This is a genomic window from Pseudomonas sp. NyZ480 (assembly GCF_029537255.1).
GTDB classification, from domain to species: Bacteria; Pseudomonadota; Gammaproteobacteria; order Pseudomonadales; family Pseudomonadaceae; genus Aquipseudomonas; species Aquipseudomonas taiwanensis.
Genome location: NZ_CP120626.1, coordinates 2,370,205 through 2,386,131 on the forward strand (window position 1 = coordinate 2,370,205; position 15,927 = coordinate 2,386,131).

A 15,927-nucleotide genomic window follows, 5' to 3' on the forward strand; every position below is an offset into this window, starting at 1 on the left:
CCTTGTATGGATGTGCCCGGCCTTTGACCGGGAAAAAGCATACGCTGACGCTATCGCCCCGCAATAGCCACTCTATTAGAAGTCTGCCCAAGGTCGGCTAGTCTTGTCCCTGGCTCCGCGAATTGTGCGTGCGGGCGGCGTGTCAGCACCTGTGTGCAAGACCGAGCCGCGGCGCCGTGGCAAGGTCGCTAGCCCCGTGTCGGCACGCGTCCGACCCAACCTGATGAGGGGTAGGCATGAGCCCCTGTGCTCAGCTGAAAGAACACCTGGCATAGACCGGAAATCTGGATAACCGACCCAAAAGGTAACCGCAGATGTCGAACGAATCGAAATGCCCGTTCCATCAAACCGCAGGTGGCGGCACCACCAACCGCGACTGGTGGCCTGACCAGCTCAATCTTAGGATTCTCCATCAACATTCCTCGAAGTCCGACCCGATGGACAAGGACTTCGATTACGCCAAGGCGTTCAAGAGCCTCGATTTCCAGGCCCTGAAGAAAGACCTGACCGCCTTGATGACCGATTCCCAGGACTGGTGGCCAGCCGACTTCGGTCACTATGGCCCATTGTTCATCCGCATGGCCTGGCATAGCGCGGGCACCTACCGCATCGGTGACGGCCGTGGTGGCGCTGGCTCTGGGCAGCAGCGTTTCGCCCCGCTCAACAGCTGGCCGGACAACGTCAGCCTGGACAAGGCACGGCGCCTGCTGTGGCCGATCAAGCAAAAGTACGGAAACAAGATTTCCTGGGCCGACCTGATCGTGCTCACCGGCAACGTTGCCCTCGAATCGATGGGCTTCAAGACCTTCGGTTTCTCGGGTGGGCGTGCCGACGTCTGGGAACCAGACGAAGACGTGTACTGGGGCTCGGAGAAAGTCTGGTTGGGTGGCGATACCCGCTATGGCAAGGCCCAAGCGCCCGGCCAGGGCGACCTGGTGGCCGAACCGGCCAAGCGTCCGGAAGAAGAGAGCCGTACGCTCTCCGGCGAGCGTAATCTTGAAAACCCGCTGGCCGCTGTGCAGATGGGCTTGATCTACGTGAACCCGGAAGGCCCGGAGGGCGTTCCCGACCCAGTGGCCTCGGGCAAGGATATCCGTGAAACCTTTGGCCGCATGGCCATGAACGATGAAGAAACGGTTGCCCTGATTGCCGGCGGCCACGCCTTCGGCAAGACCCATGGTGCCGGCCCGGCCGACAACGTCGGGCCCGAGCCTGAAGCCGCGGGGCTGGAGCTGCAGGGCCTGGGCTGGGCCAACAAGTTCGGCACCGGCAAGGGCGGCGATACCATCACCAGTGGTCTGGAAGTGACCTGGACCTCGACCCCGACCCGCTGGAGCAACGAGTACCTGAACAACCTGTTCAACTTCGAGTGGGAACTGACCAAGAGCCCGGCGGGTGCGCACCAATGGCGACCCAAGGACGGCAAGGGGGCCGGCACCGTGCCGGATGCCCACGACCCGGCCAAACGCCACGCGCCGTCCATGCTCACCTCTGACCTGGCCTTGCGTTTCGACCCGATCTACGAGCCCATCGCCCGTCGCTTCAAGGACAATCCCGACCAGTTGGCGGATGCCTTCGCCCGCGCCTGGTACAAGCTGATCCACCGTGACATGGGGCCTCTGGCTCGTTACCTGGGCCCGGAAATGCCCAACGAAGAGCTGCTGTGGCAAGACCCGTTGCCGAAAGTCGATCATCCGTTGGTGAACGAGCAGGACATCGCGACGCTTAAGGCCAAGGTGCTGGCGTCGGGCCTGAGTGTTGCCGAGCTGGTGTCCACCGCCTGGGCTTCGGCCTCGACGTTCCGCGGGTCGGACAAGCGAGGGGGCGCGAACGGCGCTCGCCTGCGTCTGGCGCCGCAAAAGGACTGGGCTGCCAACCAGGGCGTTGAGAACGTGTTGACGGCGCTGGAAAAGATCCAGAGCGAGTTCAACAGTGGCGGCAAGAAGGTCTCCCTGGCCGACCTGATCGTGCTGGCCGGCAACGCGGCGGTGGAGAAGGCCGCCAAGGACGCCGGGCACGATGTCAGCGTGCCGTTCCATCCTGGGCGTGTCGATGCCAGCCAGGCGCAGACCGATGTCGAGTCGTTCGCCGTGCTGGAGCCGCTGGCTGACGGCTTCCGCAATTTCACCAAGGCGCGCTACAGCGTCAAGGCCGAGAAATTGCTGCTGGACAAGGCGCAGTTGCTGACCCTCACCGCTCCGGAGCTGACGGTGCTGATCGGCGGCTTGCGTGTGCTGGGGGCCAACCATGGTGGTTCAAAGCATGGGGTGTTCACCGACAAGCCCGGCAGCCTGAGCAACGACTTCTTCCGTAACCTGCTGGACATGGGCGTGGAATGGAAGTCGACCTCGGCCGACAACGACACCTTCGAGGGGCGCGATCGCAAGACCGGGCAAGTGAAGTGGACCGGCACCCGGGTTGACCTGGTGTTCGGCTCCCATGCCCAACTGCGAGCCTTGAGCGAGGTGTACGGCAGCAGCGATGGCAGCGCCAAGTTCGTCAAGGACTTCGTCGCGGCCTGGGCCAAAGTGATGGAACTCGACCGCTTCGACTTGCCGCGTTGAGTCCCCTCCCCAAGGCCTGATGCGACAGGCCTCGAGTTACCCTCCGGTTGCGATGTTTTGCCGGAGGGCGACTCACCCCTGGGTTTCCTGAAACGTCAGTCATTCCCCCTTCCATTCTGCCGACGGAAGTTTGCTGTTAGTGCATGCTTCCCCATAAGACGCAGGCAGTAATCGCAGCAAGGGTGCGCTATCATGCGGCCCTTTTTTCGCGTGCATAGGTGGCTGTCTGACAGCTGTTCGTTCCATTGGCGTTTATTGGGGGCGTGGGCGGTTATAGATCGCCGCGGCGTCAAGGAAGGCTTTGGGGAAGTGTGTTCCCTGATTGTAACCAGGTGGTGTGTGTGGGTCGTATCAAGCTGTATTGGTGTCGCGGTAGCGGGCGTAAAGACCCGAACCGTCAAAACTTCGGAGACTACCTCTCTGCCGATATCGTCGAGTTCGTATCCGGCAAGAAAGTCGAACATTCGCCGATAAAATCCGCCGAACTCATTGCCATTGGCAGTGTCTTGGGGCGCGAGAAGAAAGCCAGGATCTGGGGCTTTCCACGCAAGCTGCACATCTGGGGGGCAGGCACCGCAGATGCGCAGGATCTGTTCTCGAGTCGGCACTACTACCACGCGGTACGTGGGCAGAAATGCGCATCGCGTATCCAGGGTTTGAAACGCCAGCCTGTGCTGGGCGACCCTGGGCTGCTTTCGTCTTCACTGGTCAACAGGCCACTGCACAAGCACACCCGCATCGGCATCATTCCACATATCAATCACCGTGCTGCTCCCGTCATCAAGGCGCTCTTACAGCACCTGCCGGGTTCGAAGGTCATTGATGTGTATTCGCCAGTAAAACAGGTGTTGTCCGAGATAGCCTCCTGTGAGTTCGTGCTGTCCACCAGTCTGCATGGGCTGATCGTTGCAGATTCCTACGGCGTGCCCAATAAATGGATGGCCATGGAAAGAAATGCCAACTGGGAGTTCAAGTTCCAGGACTACTACTCAGCCTTCGGCATCGTTGACCCCGCACCGATAACGCCCGACCAGATCTTGCAGGACGCTAATTGGTCTGTCGAAAGCTGCATGGGCGATTATCTTCGCCCAGGACTTGGCGATATCCAGCAAAACCTCATCAAGGCGTTCCCAGCGTTGTAACCGCCGATTCGACAAGCCGAGGCATTCGAGCTTCGGCTTGTCGACGGCCATAGCGCCAATTCCAGGTCGGATAGATACAAAAGCGTTCCCGAGCGTTCTGTTGCAATGCTTCCCAGGCGGCCGGCCTGAACAGCGTGCTCACAACCACAAGGAATACCGACCATGCAAATGCCCAAGACCCTGAGGATTCGTAACGGCGAGAAGGTGCAGCCCACCTTCAGCGCCCAGGAATACGCCGCTCGCCACGCCCGTCTGCGCGCCTACATGGCCGAGCACGACATCGAAGCCGCGATCTTCACCTCCTACCACAACGTCAACTATTACAGCGACTTCCTGTATTGCTCGTTTGGTCGTCCTTATGCGCTGGTGATCACCCAGGACAAGGTGGTGTCGATCAGCGCCAATATCGACGGCGGCCAACCCTGGCGCCGCACCGTAGGCACCGACAACATCGTCTACACCGACTGGCAGCGCGACAACTTCTACGTCGCCATCCAGCAGGCCCTGCCACTGGCGTCGCGCATCGGCGTGGAGTACGACCACCTCAACCTGCAGAACCACGCCAAGCTCGCCGCCTGCTACCCCAAGGCCGAGTTGCTGGACATCGGTGCTCCCTGCATGCGCATGCGCATGATCAAATCCGCCGAGGAACAGGCGCTAATTCGCCACGGCGCACGGGTGGCCGACATCGGTGGTGCGGCGGTCGTCGAAGCATTGCGCGACCAGGCACCGGAGTACGAAGTGGCGCTGCATGCCACCCAGGCCATGGTGCGCGAGATTGCCAGAAGTTTCCCCGATGCCGAATTGATGGACACCTGGACCTGGTTCCAGTCCGGGCTCAACACCGACGGTGCTCACAATCCGGTAACCAGCCGCAGGGTCAACAAAGGCGACATTCTCAGCCTCAACTGCTTCCCGATGATCGCCGGCTACTACACGGCGCTGGAGCGCACGCTGTTCCTGGACCACTGCCCGGACGAATACCTGCGCCTCTGGCAGGCCAACGTGGAAGTGCACGAGGCGGGACTGAAGCTGGTGCGCCCAGGCATGCGCTGCTGCGATATCGCCCGCGAGTTGAACGAGATCTTCCTGCGGCATGACCTGTTGCAGTACCGCACCTTCGGTTACGGCCACTCGTTCGGTACCCTCAGCCACTACTATGGCCGCGAAGCCGGGCTGGAGCTGCGCGAGGACATCGACACGGTGCTGGAACCGGGGATGGTGGTGTCGATCGAGCCGATGATCATGCTGCCGGAAGGGCGACCGGGGGCAGGCGGCTATCGCGAGCACGATATCCTCATCGTCAACGAGCATGGCGCCGAGAACATCACCAAGTTCCCGTATGGGCCAGAGCACAACATCGTTCGCAAGTAAGGACCGATGTCGGTCGCTTCGCGGGTGAACCCGCGCCCACCGGTCAGGCAGTGTGCTCAACAGCTGCCAGTACCCGTGGACGCTGGCTTGCCGGCGAGGCGGCCGAGGCATACAACAAGAACATCACTGAATGACCATCAGACCCTGCCTCCAATTAGAAGAATCAGAGGGTACCCGTCATGTCCAGCACCACCCTGAATGCATCCACACTCGACGCCGCCAGCCAGAGCGCCGAGCGCCAGGCCTTGCGCAAGGCCGCCCGCGCCAGCTTCATGGGCAACTTCGTCGAGTGGTTCGACTACGCCGCCTACGGTTACCTGGCCACCATCATCGCTGCGACCTTTTTCCCCCAGACCGACAAGACTACCGGCCTGTTGGCAACCTTCGCGGTATTTGCCCTGTCCTTTCTGGTCCGCCCTCTGGGCGGCATGGTGTGGGGACATTTTGGTGACCGCCATGGGCGACGCAATGCGCTGTCACTGTCGATCCTGATCATGTCGATCTCGACATTCTGCATCGGCCTGCTGCCGGGCTATGGGCAAATCGGCCTGTGGGCGCCATCCCTGCTGTTGCTCATTCGCCTGGTCCAGGGCTTCTCCGCCTCAGGCGAGTATGCCGGGGCTTCGGCGTTTCTGGCTGAATACGCGCCACCCGGGCGGCGCGGGCTCTACACCAGTATCGTGCCGGCCAGTACCGCGGCGGGGCTGTTGTTCGGTGCGACCTTCGTGGCGGTGCTGCACGAAGTGCTCAGTACCGAAGACCTGCACAGTTGGGGATGGCGCCTGCCGTTCCTGCTGGCCGCCCCCTTTGGCCTGGTCGGCCGCTACATCCGCATGAGCCTGCAGGACACGCCCAAGTTCCTGGAAATGGAACAGCGTCTGGAGAGCAAGGCCTGCATGACCCCGGCACCGATTCGCGAATTGCTGTCCCGGCACCGTCGTAGCCTGGCCATTGGCATCGGCGTGACCTGCCTGAATGCCGTGGCCTTCTACCTGCTGCTGAGCTACATGCCAACCTACCTGTCCACCGAGATGGGCATGAGCGAGCGGGATTCGTTCATCGCCTCGACCGTGTCGCTGGCGACCTACATCGGCCTGATTTTCCTGATGGGACGGCTGTCCGACCACTTTGGCCGCAAGACCATGCTGGTAGTGGCTTCGCTGTTGTTCCTGGGGCTCACCATTCCGCTGTTCAAGTTGCTCGAGGGCCAGCCGCTGCTGGTGATCCTGGCGATCCAGATTCTGTTCGGAGCGATGCTGGCGATGAATGATGGAACGCTGCCGTGTCTGCTGGCGGAAATCTTCCCCACCCGGGTTCGCTTCAGTGGCTTTGCCTTGTGTTTCAACGTGGCCAATGCGCTGTTCGGCGGCACGGCTCCGTTCATCGCCACCTGGTTGATTCAACTGACGGGCAACAAGCTGGCCCCAGCGGGGTATCTGCTGGCTGCAGCGCTGGTGGCGTTGGTGGCGATGCTGATGTGCCGGGAAACGGCGCATGCGGCCTTGAAGGACTGAGCCGTCGATACGCGCCTGATCGGCGGCGAGCCGGTTACTACGCAGCGCAAGCCGAACCCGCCAGGCGCCGGCTTGCCGGCGATCAGGCTGTCAGTGCAACGAAGCCTGTCGCCGTTCGCCCAACGGCGACAAGCCAAAGAACCGGCTATAGCTCTTGGAAAAATGCGCCGGCGAGCTGAACCCGCAGGCCAACGCCACTTCCCGCACCTGCACATTGCTGCGCAGCAGCAACTCCCGCGCCCGCGACAGGCGCAATTCCAGGTAGTACTGGCTAGGCGTGCGCTGCAGGTACTTGTGGAACAAACGCTCAAGCTGGCGGACGGTCACCTCGTTGAGGCTGGCCAGTTCCTCCAGGCCCAGCGGCTCCTCAAGATTCGCCTCCATGATCGCCACCACCTGGCTGAGCTTGGGCTGTGCGCTGCCCAGCAGAGTGCGCAAGGGCACCCGCTGACGTTCCCGCTCACCGCGTACCCGGTCGCACAGCAGCAGCTCGGCGGCCTTGGCGGCGATGTCCTGCCCACCGGCTTCACGGGCCACCAGCTGCAGCATCATGTCCATGGCGGCCACACCGCCGGAGCAGGTATAGCGGTCGCGGTCGAGCTCGAACAGCTGGCTGGAGATGACGATGCCGGGAAACTGCTCCTGCAGGGTCTGTAGGTCTTCCCAGTGGATGGTGCAGCGGTAGCCTTTGAGCAGGTCGGCCCGCGCGAGCAGGTAGCTGCCGGTACAGATACCGCCCAGCGGCAGCCGTTGTCGCGCCAGTTGACGCAGCCAGTCGATGAGTGGTCGATTGCTCTCGCGCCCTCGATCGATGGGGTTGGCGCCCACCACGAACAGGGCATCCAGCGCCGGGCTGTTGGCGATGCTATGGTCAGGCAAGACGCGCATGCCATTGCTGGCCATGACCGGGGCATCGCTGGCTGCGATCAGGACGGTGCGGAACAAGGTGCGGCGGGCTGCCAAGTTGGCCATGCGCAAGGTCTCCACCGCCGAGGCCAGGCCGATGGTGGTGAAGTTCGGCAAGACCAGGAATCCGAACGTTCTGGTCGTGGACGGCGTACCAATCGTTGAAGCGGGGTGGACCATTGCGATCTTCCTGTGCAAGCTGAGGCGTAATTCGTCAGGGGCAGTGAAAAATTGAAGCCTCATGTGTTTCTTGTAGTTATGGGTCGTTGCCGGGTCGATCTTACACCCCGCGTACAGCGACCAGGAATGGACCTGATTGCACAGAAAAGGTGAACGTTGGTGAAACCCGATTCCATGCTGGCTGCGCTGCCAGGTGTCTTCATGCCCGCCGAGTCGATCCAGGTACTGCCCGATGCCGCAGCCTATCGGGCCTGCCTGCTGGAGCGCATCAAGGCGGCCACCCGGCGCATCGTCATCGTCGCGTTGTACCTGCAGGAGGACGAGGCCGGCCAGGAGGTACTCGACGCGCTGTACCAGGCCAAAGCCGCGCGGCCGGGGCTTGAGATCGTCATCGTGGTCGACTGGTTCCGGGCCCGGCGCGGCCTCCTGGGGGCAGGGCGCCAGCCGGGCAATGCCGCGTGGTACCAGGCCCAGCGCCAGTTGCGCGGGTTGGATGTGGTGATTCACGGCGTCCCGGTGCAAACCCGCGAGCTGTTCGGCGTGTTGCACCTGAAAGGCAGCGTCATCGACGATTGCGTGATCTATACCGGCGCCAGCTTGAATAACGTCTATCTGCATCGATTCGACCGCTATCGCCTGGACCGTTACCATCTGTTTCACTCGCCGGCGTTGGCCGATGCCATGGTCGATCTGGTTCGACGCCTGCTGCATCATACCGCCACGCCGCGCCTGGACCTGCCGGCTCCGCCAGTGAACCGTGGCTTGCGCGCCGATATCCGGCGCCTGCGGGCTCGCTTGCGGCGCATGGCCTATGAAGTGCCAGCAGCGAAGCAGGGGGAGGGTGTGCGGGTGATTCCGCTGCTCGGCGTTGGGCGTGGCAACCTGCTCAACCGAACACTTTGCACGCTGTTGGCCACCGCCCGATCACAGATCATCATCAGCACGCCGTACTTCAACCCGCCACGGGTACTGATGCGCGAGGTCGACCATGCCTTGGAACGCGGCGTGCGCATCGAGCTGATCGTCGGTCACCGAACGGCCAACGACTTCTATATCACGCCCGGTGAGCCGTTCAGTGCCAGCGGTGCCTTGCCCTACCTGTATGAAGACAATCTACGGACCTTCGCCCGCCGTCGCGATGGCGCCATCGCCAGTGGTCAGCTGGTGGTGCGGGTGTGGAACGATCCAGGGCATACCTTCCATGCCAAAGGGCTGTGGATCGACCAGCGTTATTCACTGCTGACCGGCAACAATCTCAACCCGCGCGGGTTCAACCTGGACCTGGAAAACGGTTTGCTGATCGACGACCCGCAAGGGCACTGGCTGGTACCTCGGGCATCCGAGCTTGAGTCGTTGCGCCACCATGCACCGAAGATTGCCTCGGCAGAAGAACTGGGTATCCAGGCCGAACATCCCAAGGAAGTGCGCAGGTTTTTGCGCAGGCTGCGCTACAGTCGATTGGAGCCTTTGATCAAGCGCGTGTTGTGAGGACGGGCCAGCGTCCAGGTTAACCTGAAGGCGGCATATTCAAATGGATGTGCCCCCTCTGAAAAGCCATGACAAGCGCATACAATCAGCGGCTTTCACGTTAACCAGATAGGCCAATCCGTATCATGGCGCTTGACCCTCCTACGATGCTGACCATTTCGATCGCCCTGGCCGCCGCGGCTGCCTTTTACCTGGCAATCGAGTGGCGTAGCGTTCGCGAACCTTCTTTGCTGTTCTGGAGTGCCGGGTTCGCCACGATCACCGTCGGTTCCACCTTGGCCTTGCTGCGGGGAGTCGGCCTGCTGCTGATCGGGATCTGGTTCGCCAACGGCTTGCTGGTGGTCGCCCACGCGTTCTTCCTGGCCGGGGTAATGCATTTCACCCAGGCGCGGTGGTCCAAAGCATGGCTGCTGATCGTGCTGGCGTGGTTCGCCTTGCTGCTGCTCCCCGTGGGGCCGCAGTGGTCAAAGGTCATGCTGATGGTCAACTCGCTGCTGGTGTCGCTGTTGACGCTCTGGGCCAGCTTCCTGCTGCGCCCGCATGGCAAATCATTGAGCGTGGGTGCGGTGCAACTGCGCTATGTGTTGCTCATCCATGGGCTGTTCTACGTCGCCAAGGCGGTCATCGCGATCATGCCGGGCACCTTGATCGACCTGGCCACCTTCGGCGGGCTGATCATCCAGATTTCCCTGGTCGAGGGGGCAATGGCGATCATGCTGATCGCCTTGTCGATGACGGGCACCGTGCGCTACAGGCGCGAAGAACGTATTGCCCGACTGGCCGCGCGCGACCCACTGACGGCCCTGTACAACCGCCGTGCACTGGAAGTGCGTGCAACCCACCTGTTCAAGGATGTCAGCCCGGCGCGACCGGGGGCCTTGCTGCTGATCGATATCGACAATTTCAAGCTGGTCAACGACCTGCATGGTCATGCAGCTGGTGATCGCCTGCTGGTTACCCTGAGCGAAATGATTCGTGCGCTGCTACCAGAGCGTTCGCTGGCCGCCCGGCTGGGGGGCGATGAGTTCGTCATTCTGCTCAGCGATGCCAGTCGTGAGCGCGTGGAGGCGTTGGGTGGTCGATTGCGGGAGCAGTTTCGGGAGGCGGCGGCGCAGAACCTGCCAACACCTGAGGCGGTGACCCTGAGCATCGGTGCCAACCTGTTCGACCAGCCGCCAGTCAGTCTGGCCGCGCTGATCGAACAAGGTGATGTGGCGTTGTATCAGTCCAAGCGGGGTGGGCGTAACAGCATTCGGTTGGTTGACCGCACGGTGTAGCGCCTGCTCGGCTGGTCGCCATCGGCCGTGGGTCAGGCCACTACCTGGTAGCATGGCACGTAGGCCGCGCCGCCGGGCAGTTTCATTCGGTGCTGGTCGACGAACGCCTGCAACAGACGACCCAATGGGTCCATCACGGCGCGGTCGCCGCGAATCTGGTACGGCCCGTGTTCCTCGATCAGGCGAATGCCCTTGTCCTTGACGTTGCCGGCTACGATCCCGGAAAACGCCCGGCGTAGGTTGGCCGCCAGCTCATGGGGCGGCAGCTCCCGGCGCAGGTCCAGATCCGCCATGTTCTGGTGAGTAGGGTCGAATGGACGCTGGAAGCTCTCCTCGATCTTCAGCAACCAGTTGAAGTGGAATGCGTCGTTTCGCTCGCGGCGGAACTGCTTGACCTCCTTGAGGCCCTCGACCATGTGCCGGGCCACCTCGGCCGGGTCGTCGATGATGATCTTGTACAGGCGGTGAGCGGCTTCGCCGAGGGTCGAGCCGACGAACTGGTGCAACTGCTGCAGGTAGGGTTCGGCACTGCGTGGGCCGGTGAGAATGACCGGGAACGGCAGGTCCTTGTTGTCCGGGTGCATGAGGATGCCCAGCAGGTACAGGAACTCTTCTGCAGTACCGGCACCGCCGGGGAAGATGATGATGCCGTGGCCGACACGGACGAAGGCTTCCAGGCGCTTCTCGATGTCCGGCAGGATCACCAATTCGTTGACGATCGGGTTGGGCGCCTCGGCGGCGATGATGCCCGGCTCGGTCAGGCCCAGGTAACGGCTGCCGTGCATGCGCTGCTTGGCGTGGGCAATGGTGGCACCTTTCATCGGGCCCTTCATCACACCCGGCCCGCAGCCGGTGCAGACGTCCAGCTTGCGCAGGCCCAGCTCGTGGCCGACCTTCTTGGTGTACTGGTACTCCTCGCTGCTGATCGAGTGACCGCCCCAGCACACGACCATTTTGGGCTCGACGCCCGGACGCAGGGTGCGTGCGTTGCGCAGCAGGTGGAAGACGTAGTCGGTGATGCCTTGGGAGCTTTCCAGATCGATGCGCTGGCTGGCCAGCTCGCTTTCGGTGTAGACGATATCGCGCAGGGCGCAGAACAGCATTTCACGGGTGCTGGCGATCATTTCGCCATCGACGAAGGCATCGGCCGGGGCATTGAGCAGCTCCAGGCGTACGCCGCGGTCTTGCTGGTGAATACGGACCTCGAAGTCTTGGTAGGCCTCAAGGATGGTCTTGGCATTGTCGACATGGGCGCCGGTGTTGAGGATGGCCAGGGCGCACTGGCGGAACAGGGTGTAGAGGCTACCGGTACCGACTTCACTCAGTTGTTGGACTTCACGTTGCGACAGCGTTTCCAGGCTGCCTTTGGGGCTGACGGATGCATTGATGACATTGCGTTGGGGCATCTAAGTCTTTCCTGTGCAGGTAAAACATCCTTCTTTGACACCACCATACCGACAATTTCACCTGGCAACGAGAGGGGTCAATAAAATCTTGACGTGGCATGGCCCTCTTCGCGGGTTTACCCGCGAAGAGGGCCATGCCACGTCAACCGCTCATCCGAACAGCTTTTGCACCCCCAGGGTAATGGCCAGGCCACCCCCGACCAGCCACAGGTTGAGGATCGCGCCGGTGGCCAACGCCCGGGGGCCGGCCTGGCGAATCTGGCTCAAGCGGGTTTCCATGCCCAGAGCGGTCATGGCCATGGTCAGGGCGAAGGTGTCGAGGCTGTTGACCGTCTGGATCAGCCCGCTTGGCAGGACCTGCAGCGAATTCACCAGCACCAGCGCGAGGAAACCGAAGGCGAACCAAGGCATGGCGATGCGCCCGTTGCCGTGCACCTGGCCGGCCTTGCGCGAGCGGCTGATCCACACACCCACTACCAGCAACACGGGGACCAGCAGCATGACCCGGGTCATCTTGACGATGGTAGCGATGTGCGTGGCCTCTGAGCTGATGTTGCTGGCGGCGCCCACCACCTGGGCAACTTCATGGACGGTGCCGCCGAGGAACAGGCCGGCACCGAGGGTGTCGAGCGGGATCCAGCCAGCATTGATCGCCAACGGGTAGAGAAACATCGACAGGGTGCCGAACAACACCACGCTGCCGACGGCCATGGCGCTTTTGTGCGGGGCGCTGCGCAGGGCGGATTCGAACGCCAGTACGGCGGCGGCGCCGCAGATCGCGCTGCCCGCGGCAGCAAGCAGCGCGGTATCGCGGTCCAGCTTGAGCAGTTTCATGCCGCACCAGAGGCCGATCAGCAGGGTGCTGACGACAATCAGCAGCGACACCGTCAACCCCGACCAACCGACCTCGGCGATTTCCTGCAGACTGACCCGTAGACCAAAGAATGCCACGGCAATTCGCAGCAGCTGGCGAGCAGAAAAGTTGATACCTGCCGCCCAACTGTCAGGCACGCCATGGCGCAGCGCGTTGCCATACAGGGCACCTGCGACGATGCCGACGATCAGCGGGCTGATGCCAAGATTGGCGATGGCAGGCAGGCCGGCCAACTGGGTGACCGCAAGCGCGAACAGCGCGACGAACAGAACGCCATTGAGCCGCCCTCGGGTGGCGAGGGTAGGAGCAAAGGCAGGGTGGGACGGAACCGTGGCCATGTGAGTCCTCCGGAAAGGTGTTTCGACATGACCTACGTTAATCTGGTTATAAGCTTATAAAAAATCGTAATTTAGAATGGAAAATATCCGTTTAGCTGATATTTTATTCTCATGACCCCAGAACAACTGATAACGTTCGCCACGGTTGCGGAACACGGCAACATCAGCCATGCGGCCCAGGCGCTGCACCTGTCGCAGCCGGCGGTGTCTGGCCAGCTCAAGTTGCTGCAGGAGGCCTTTGGCGAACCTCTCTATCAGCGCGCCGGCCGGGGTGTGCGGCTGACAGCTGCCGGGGAGCAGTTGCTGGCCCATGCTGAGCGCCTGCGCGAAACGTTTCGTCAGGCCCAGGCATTGCGCGAGGCCATGCGTGGGCTGGAGCGCGGTACCTTGCGCATCGGCGCCAGCACCACGCCTGCCAGCTACCTGCTGCCGTACCTGATTGCCGATTTCCATGCTCGCTACCCGGAGGTGCTGGTGAGCACTTCCAACGGCAACACGGCGGAGATCGTCGCCGCGCTCGACAGCGTCGACATCGCCCTGATCGAAGGGCCGCCGGGACAGGAGCTGCCATTGGGCACGGTGGTGACGGCGTGGCGGGAAGACGAGATCGTCGCCATCGTGCCGCGTGGGCATCCGCTGGCTGGCAGTGACCAGCAAACGCTGGCGGCGCTAGGGGCCTACCCACTGGTGCTGCGCGAGAGCGGCTCGGGTGTGCGACAGATCGTCGAGCGGGCATTTGCCCGCAGCGGCGTGGCGATGCGTGTGGCGCTGGAGATTGCCGGGGTGGAAGGGGTGAAGGAGGCGGTGCGGGCCGGGATGGGGATCGGTTTCGTGTCGGCGATGTCGATCCGTCACGAGGATGGCGCGTTGCACCGGTTGCAGGTTGTGCCGCAGGCGTTGGTGCGGCGGTTTTCCATTCTGGTCCCGCATGCCGCCTCCCCGTCGCGGGCGGCGGCGCGGTTTCTGGAATTATGTATTGGCCTGCAAGCGTCGGGTTGACTGTGTTGGCCGCCAATTACCGGCTTTGTGATCGAAGTTTATTGCCGGGGCGGTATAGCGTCGGGGGGAATTGACGCGTCAGCCAAGTGGCCTGTTAAAACTGCCAGTGTTCAGGCCATGGCTTTCTCTTTAAAGTGGCCCTTCCGTCAGGCGCGGGGTGATTCACGATGGATCGTTGTTTTCGCAGTGCCAGCTGCCACAACCGTCAGTGCCATGACCTGGCCTACACGCCCTATGGTGTGTCCGTCAGTTCCCAATGTTCATCGCGTGTTGGTTTTGCGGGCCAATGGCAGGACACACTCAGTGGCTGTTATCTGCTGGGTATGGGGCGGCGGATGTACGATCCCTCACTGGGTCGTTTTGTCAGCCCCGACGTCTTGAGCCCGTTTGGTAGCGGCGGTGTAAATGCCTATGCCTACTGCGCTGGCGATCCAGTGAATTACGTCGACCCTTCAGGGCTCAGCAGGAGCGGCGTCGGAAGGCAAGCGAATCCTCAAAAGCGCTTGGATATCAGCGTTCTGAAAAGCGCGAATCTTCGACCAAGCTTGTATCCACAGCTCGCGAACTTCAGGCAACAGGCTAAGGGAATGACTGGATGGCCCATGGAAAGGGAAACAGTAGTTGCACGGATATATAAACACGAGGTTCCGCACTACGGTTACAGTAGGTTTGATTTAACGTACAACTTTGCTGCTGATGATTTTTCAGTGAATTTTGTGTATGGGTCACCTATTTTTCATCTGCCGGCTGGTAACTATGAGGTAAAAAAGGATACCTACGTATTGGGTGTTGGAGCGTTTCAGCCCGCACGTGGGCTCAGGAATTATAAATCTCGTGAAGTCAGTAAAGCAGATTTTGGAGGGTTTTCTCTTCCTGCTGTTCAGCACCCTAGAGCGCAACTTGCAGAGTCTGCATGGCCTGAAGTCGCCAATGCAATTTGGGATGTGCGTCTTCGACGGGAAGTTGACCAATTTGACAAGATGCTGCAAAGCTATTCACCACCAGACGCCCCCACGCCACCCCCCAGGCGGCGTTAACCTGGGAAGCGAGTGCGCCTGACACCCGGCCGGGACCCTCAGCGGCGAACCTTGCACCGCACCGATACACTGGCCGCCGCGCTCGACCATGGCGATGAAGAAGGTTACCCGGGGGATAGCCAGAGGGCACCGCTCAGGCCCAGCGCCGGCGGGTTGCGCAAGGTAAGCGCATCGCCCAGGTGTTTATCCGATCGCGACATCGGTTGTGGCCTGGCTCCGCCGTGTCACTCGTCTGCGTAATTCATGATCGACAACAGGCGGATGGGTACTTGCACCAGTTGCTCGGGGCCGTGCGGGGTCTCGCCGTCGAAGGTCAGGCTGTCACCGGCCTGCATGTGATAGAGCTGGTTGCCGTGGCGATACACCAGCTCGCCCTCCAGCAAGTGGAGGAACTCGGTGCCGGGGTGAGCGAAGGTCGGGAATTCTTCACTGGCGTCGTCCATGGTCACCATGTACGCCTCGAAGTTTTTTTTCGGCCCCCTGGCGTGATTGAGCAGATGGTAGGTGTGGCCTTTTTCGGTCCCGCGGCGAACCACCTCCAATCCTTCGCCGGCCTTCACCAGCAAGGCATTGCCGTCGGGCTGGTCATATTGGCTGAACAGCTTTGCCATCGGCATACCCAGCACGTCGCACAGGCGACTGAGCGTGTCGAGGCTGGTGGACACTTGGGCGTTCTCGATCTTGCTCAGCATGCCTTGGCTGATGCCGGCGATGCGCGCCACATCGGCGAGCTTGAGGGACTGGGCCTGGCGCTGGCGCTTGATCTGCAGGCCCAGGTACTGCTCAAGGCGGAGGCGGGGTTCGGTCTCGGTCAACATCACGTTTCCT

At 61.8% G+C, this 15,927-nt stretch carries 12 protein-coding genes; 8 read left to right on the plus strand and 4 right to left on the minus strand.

Annotated elements, in window-relative coordinates:
* Positions 1-314: 314 nt before the first annotated feature.
* From katG to P3R38_RS10905, 4 genes are all read left to right on the plus strand, one after another.
* Positions 315-2,564, plus strand: coding sequence for a catalase/peroxidase HPI (gene katG, locus P3R38_RS10890; RefSeq protein WP_104881866.1), 2,250 nt, complete (start codon positions 315-317; stop codon positions 2,562-2,564).
* A 341-nt stretch (positions 2,565-2,905) separates the two neighbouring features.
* Positions 2,906-3,706: a polysaccharide pyruvyl transferase family protein gene (locus tag P3R38_RS10895; protein ID WP_023380237.1), complete on the plus strand. Its 801-nt coding sequence runs from the start codon at positions 2,906-2,908 to the stop codon at positions 3,704-3,706.
* A gap of 162 nt (positions 3,707-3,868) precedes the next feature.
* Positions 3,869-5,080 (plus strand): M24 family metallopeptidase, encoded by a 1,212-nt coding sequence (locus P3R38_RS10900; protein ID WP_023380238.1) that lies wholly within the window; start codon positions 3,869-3,871, stop codon positions 5,078-5,080.
* A gap of 179 nt (positions 5,081-5,259) precedes the next feature.
* A complete protein-coding gene (locus P3R38_RS10905; RefSeq protein ID WP_202676088.1) occupies positions 5,260-6,594 on the plus strand; it encodes an MFS transporter in 1,335 nt (444 codons plus the stop codon).
* Positions 6,595-6,684: 90 nt separating this feature from the next.
* On the opposite strand, the gene P3R38_RS10910 is transcribed toward P3R38_RS10905, so the two are convergent.
* Positions 6,685-7,680: a GlxA family transcriptional regulator gene (locus P3R38_RS10910; RefSeq protein ID WP_023380242.1), complete on the minus strand. Its 996-nt coding sequence runs from the start codon at positions 7,678-7,680 to the stop codon at positions 6,685-6,687.
* A 174-nt stretch (positions 7,681-7,854) separates the two neighbouring features.
* Between P3R38_RS10910 and pssA the strand changes: the two genes are divergently transcribed.
* Both pssA and P3R38_RS10920 read left to right on the plus strand, forming a co-directional pair.
* Entirely contained in the window at positions 7,855-9,168 is a 1,314-nt protein-coding gene (gene pssA / locus P3R38_RS10915) for a CDP-diacylglycerol--serine O-phosphatidyltransferase (RefSeq protein ID WP_277687209.1), read from the plus strand.
* 125 nt (positions 9,169-9,293) lie between these two features.
* Positions 9,294-10,445, plus strand: coding sequence for a GGDEF domain-containing protein (locus P3R38_RS10920; protein ID WP_084212819.1), 1,152 nt, complete (start codon positions 9,294-9,296; stop codon positions 10,443-10,445).
* 32 nt (positions 10,446-10,477) lie between these two features.
* On the opposite strand, the gene ppnN is transcribed toward P3R38_RS10920, so the two are convergent.
* On the minus strand, positions 10,478-11,851 hold the full coding sequence (gene ppnN / locus P3R38_RS10925) for a nucleotide 5'-monophosphate nucleosidase PpnN (protein WP_023380248.1): 1,374 nt from the start codon (positions 11,849-11,851) through the stop codon (positions 10,478-10,480).
* 150 nt (positions 11,852-12,001) lie between these two features.
* Entirely contained in the window at positions 12,002-13,063 is a 1,062-nt protein-coding gene (locus P3R38_RS10930) for a YeiH family protein (RefSeq protein WP_277687133.1), read from the minus strand.
* A gap of 111 nt (positions 13,064-13,174) precedes the next feature.
* Here P3R38_RS10930 and P3R38_RS10935 point away from each other — a divergent pair, with 111 nt between their 5' ends.
* Both P3R38_RS10935 and P3R38_RS10940 read left to right on the plus strand, forming a co-directional pair.
* Positions 13,175-14,062: a LysR family transcriptional regulator gene (locus P3R38_RS10935; protein ID WP_104882533.1), complete on the plus strand. Its 888-nt coding sequence runs from the start codon at positions 13,175-13,177 to the stop codon at positions 14,060-14,062.
* Between the two features lie 167 nt (positions 14,063-14,229).
* Positions 14,230-15,099 (plus strand): RHS repeat-associated core domain-containing protein, encoded by an 870-nt coding sequence (locus P3R38_RS10940; RefSeq protein ID WP_277687134.1) that lies wholly within the window; start codon positions 14,230-14,232, stop codon positions 15,097-15,099.
* Positions 15,100-15,323: 224 nt separating this feature from the next.
* Here P3R38_RS10940 and P3R38_RS10945 read toward each other — a convergent pair whose 3' ends face one another.
* Complete coding sequence (locus P3R38_RS10945) at positions 15,324-15,917, minus strand: cupin domain-containing protein (protein ID WP_023380252.1); 594 nt, start codon at positions 15,915-15,917, stop codon at positions 15,324-15,326.
* Positions 15,918-15,927: the final 10 nt, after the last annotated feature.

What these genes read in the sequence shown, in the direction of transcription:
- katG (WP_104881866.1), top strand. Translation starts at nt 315, where the DNA reads ATGTCGAACGAATCGAAATGCCCGTTCCATCAAACCGCAGGTGGCGGC.
- P3R38_RS10900 (WP_023380238.1), top strand. Translation starts at nt 3,869, where the DNA reads ATGCAAATGCCCAAGACCCTGAGGATTCGTAACGGCGAGAAGGTGCAG.
- P3R38_RS10905 (WP_202676088.1), top strand. Translation starts at nt 5,260, where the DNA reads ATGTCCAGCACCACCCTGAATGCATCCACACTCGACGCCGCCAGCCAG.
- P3R38_RS10910 (WP_023380242.1), bottom strand. Translation starts at nt 7,680, where the DNA reads ATGGTCCACCCCGCTTCAACGATTGGTACGCCGTCCACGACCAGAACG.
- pssA (WP_277687209.1), top strand. Translation starts at nt 7,855, where the DNA reads ATGCTGGCTGCGCTGCCAGGTGTCTTCATGCCCGCCGAGTCGATCCAG.
- P3R38_RS10920 (WP_084212819.1), top strand. Translation starts at nt 9,294, where the DNA reads ATGGCGCTTGACCCTCCTACGATGCTGACCATTTCGATCGCCCTGGCC.
- ppnN (WP_023380248.1), bottom strand. Translation starts at nt 11,851, where the DNA reads ATGCCCCAACGCAATGTCATCAATGCATCCGTCAGCCCCAAAGGCAGC.
- P3R38_RS10930 (WP_277687133.1), bottom strand. Translation starts at nt 13,063, where the DNA reads ATGGCCACGGTTCCGTCCCACCCTGCCTTTGCTCCTACCCTCGCCACC.
- P3R38_RS10935 (WP_104882533.1), top strand. Translation starts at nt 13,175, where the DNA reads ATGACCCCAGAACAACTGATAACGTTCGCCACGGTTGCGGAACACGGC.
- P3R38_RS10940 (WP_277687134.1), top strand. Translation starts at nt 14,230, where the DNA reads ATGGATCGTTGTTTTCGCAGTGCCAGCTGCCACAACCGTCAGTGCCAT.
- P3R38_RS10945 (WP_023380252.1), bottom strand. Translation starts at nt 15,917, where the DNA reads ATGTTGACCGAGACCGAACCCCGCCTCCGCCTTGAGCAGTACCTGGGC.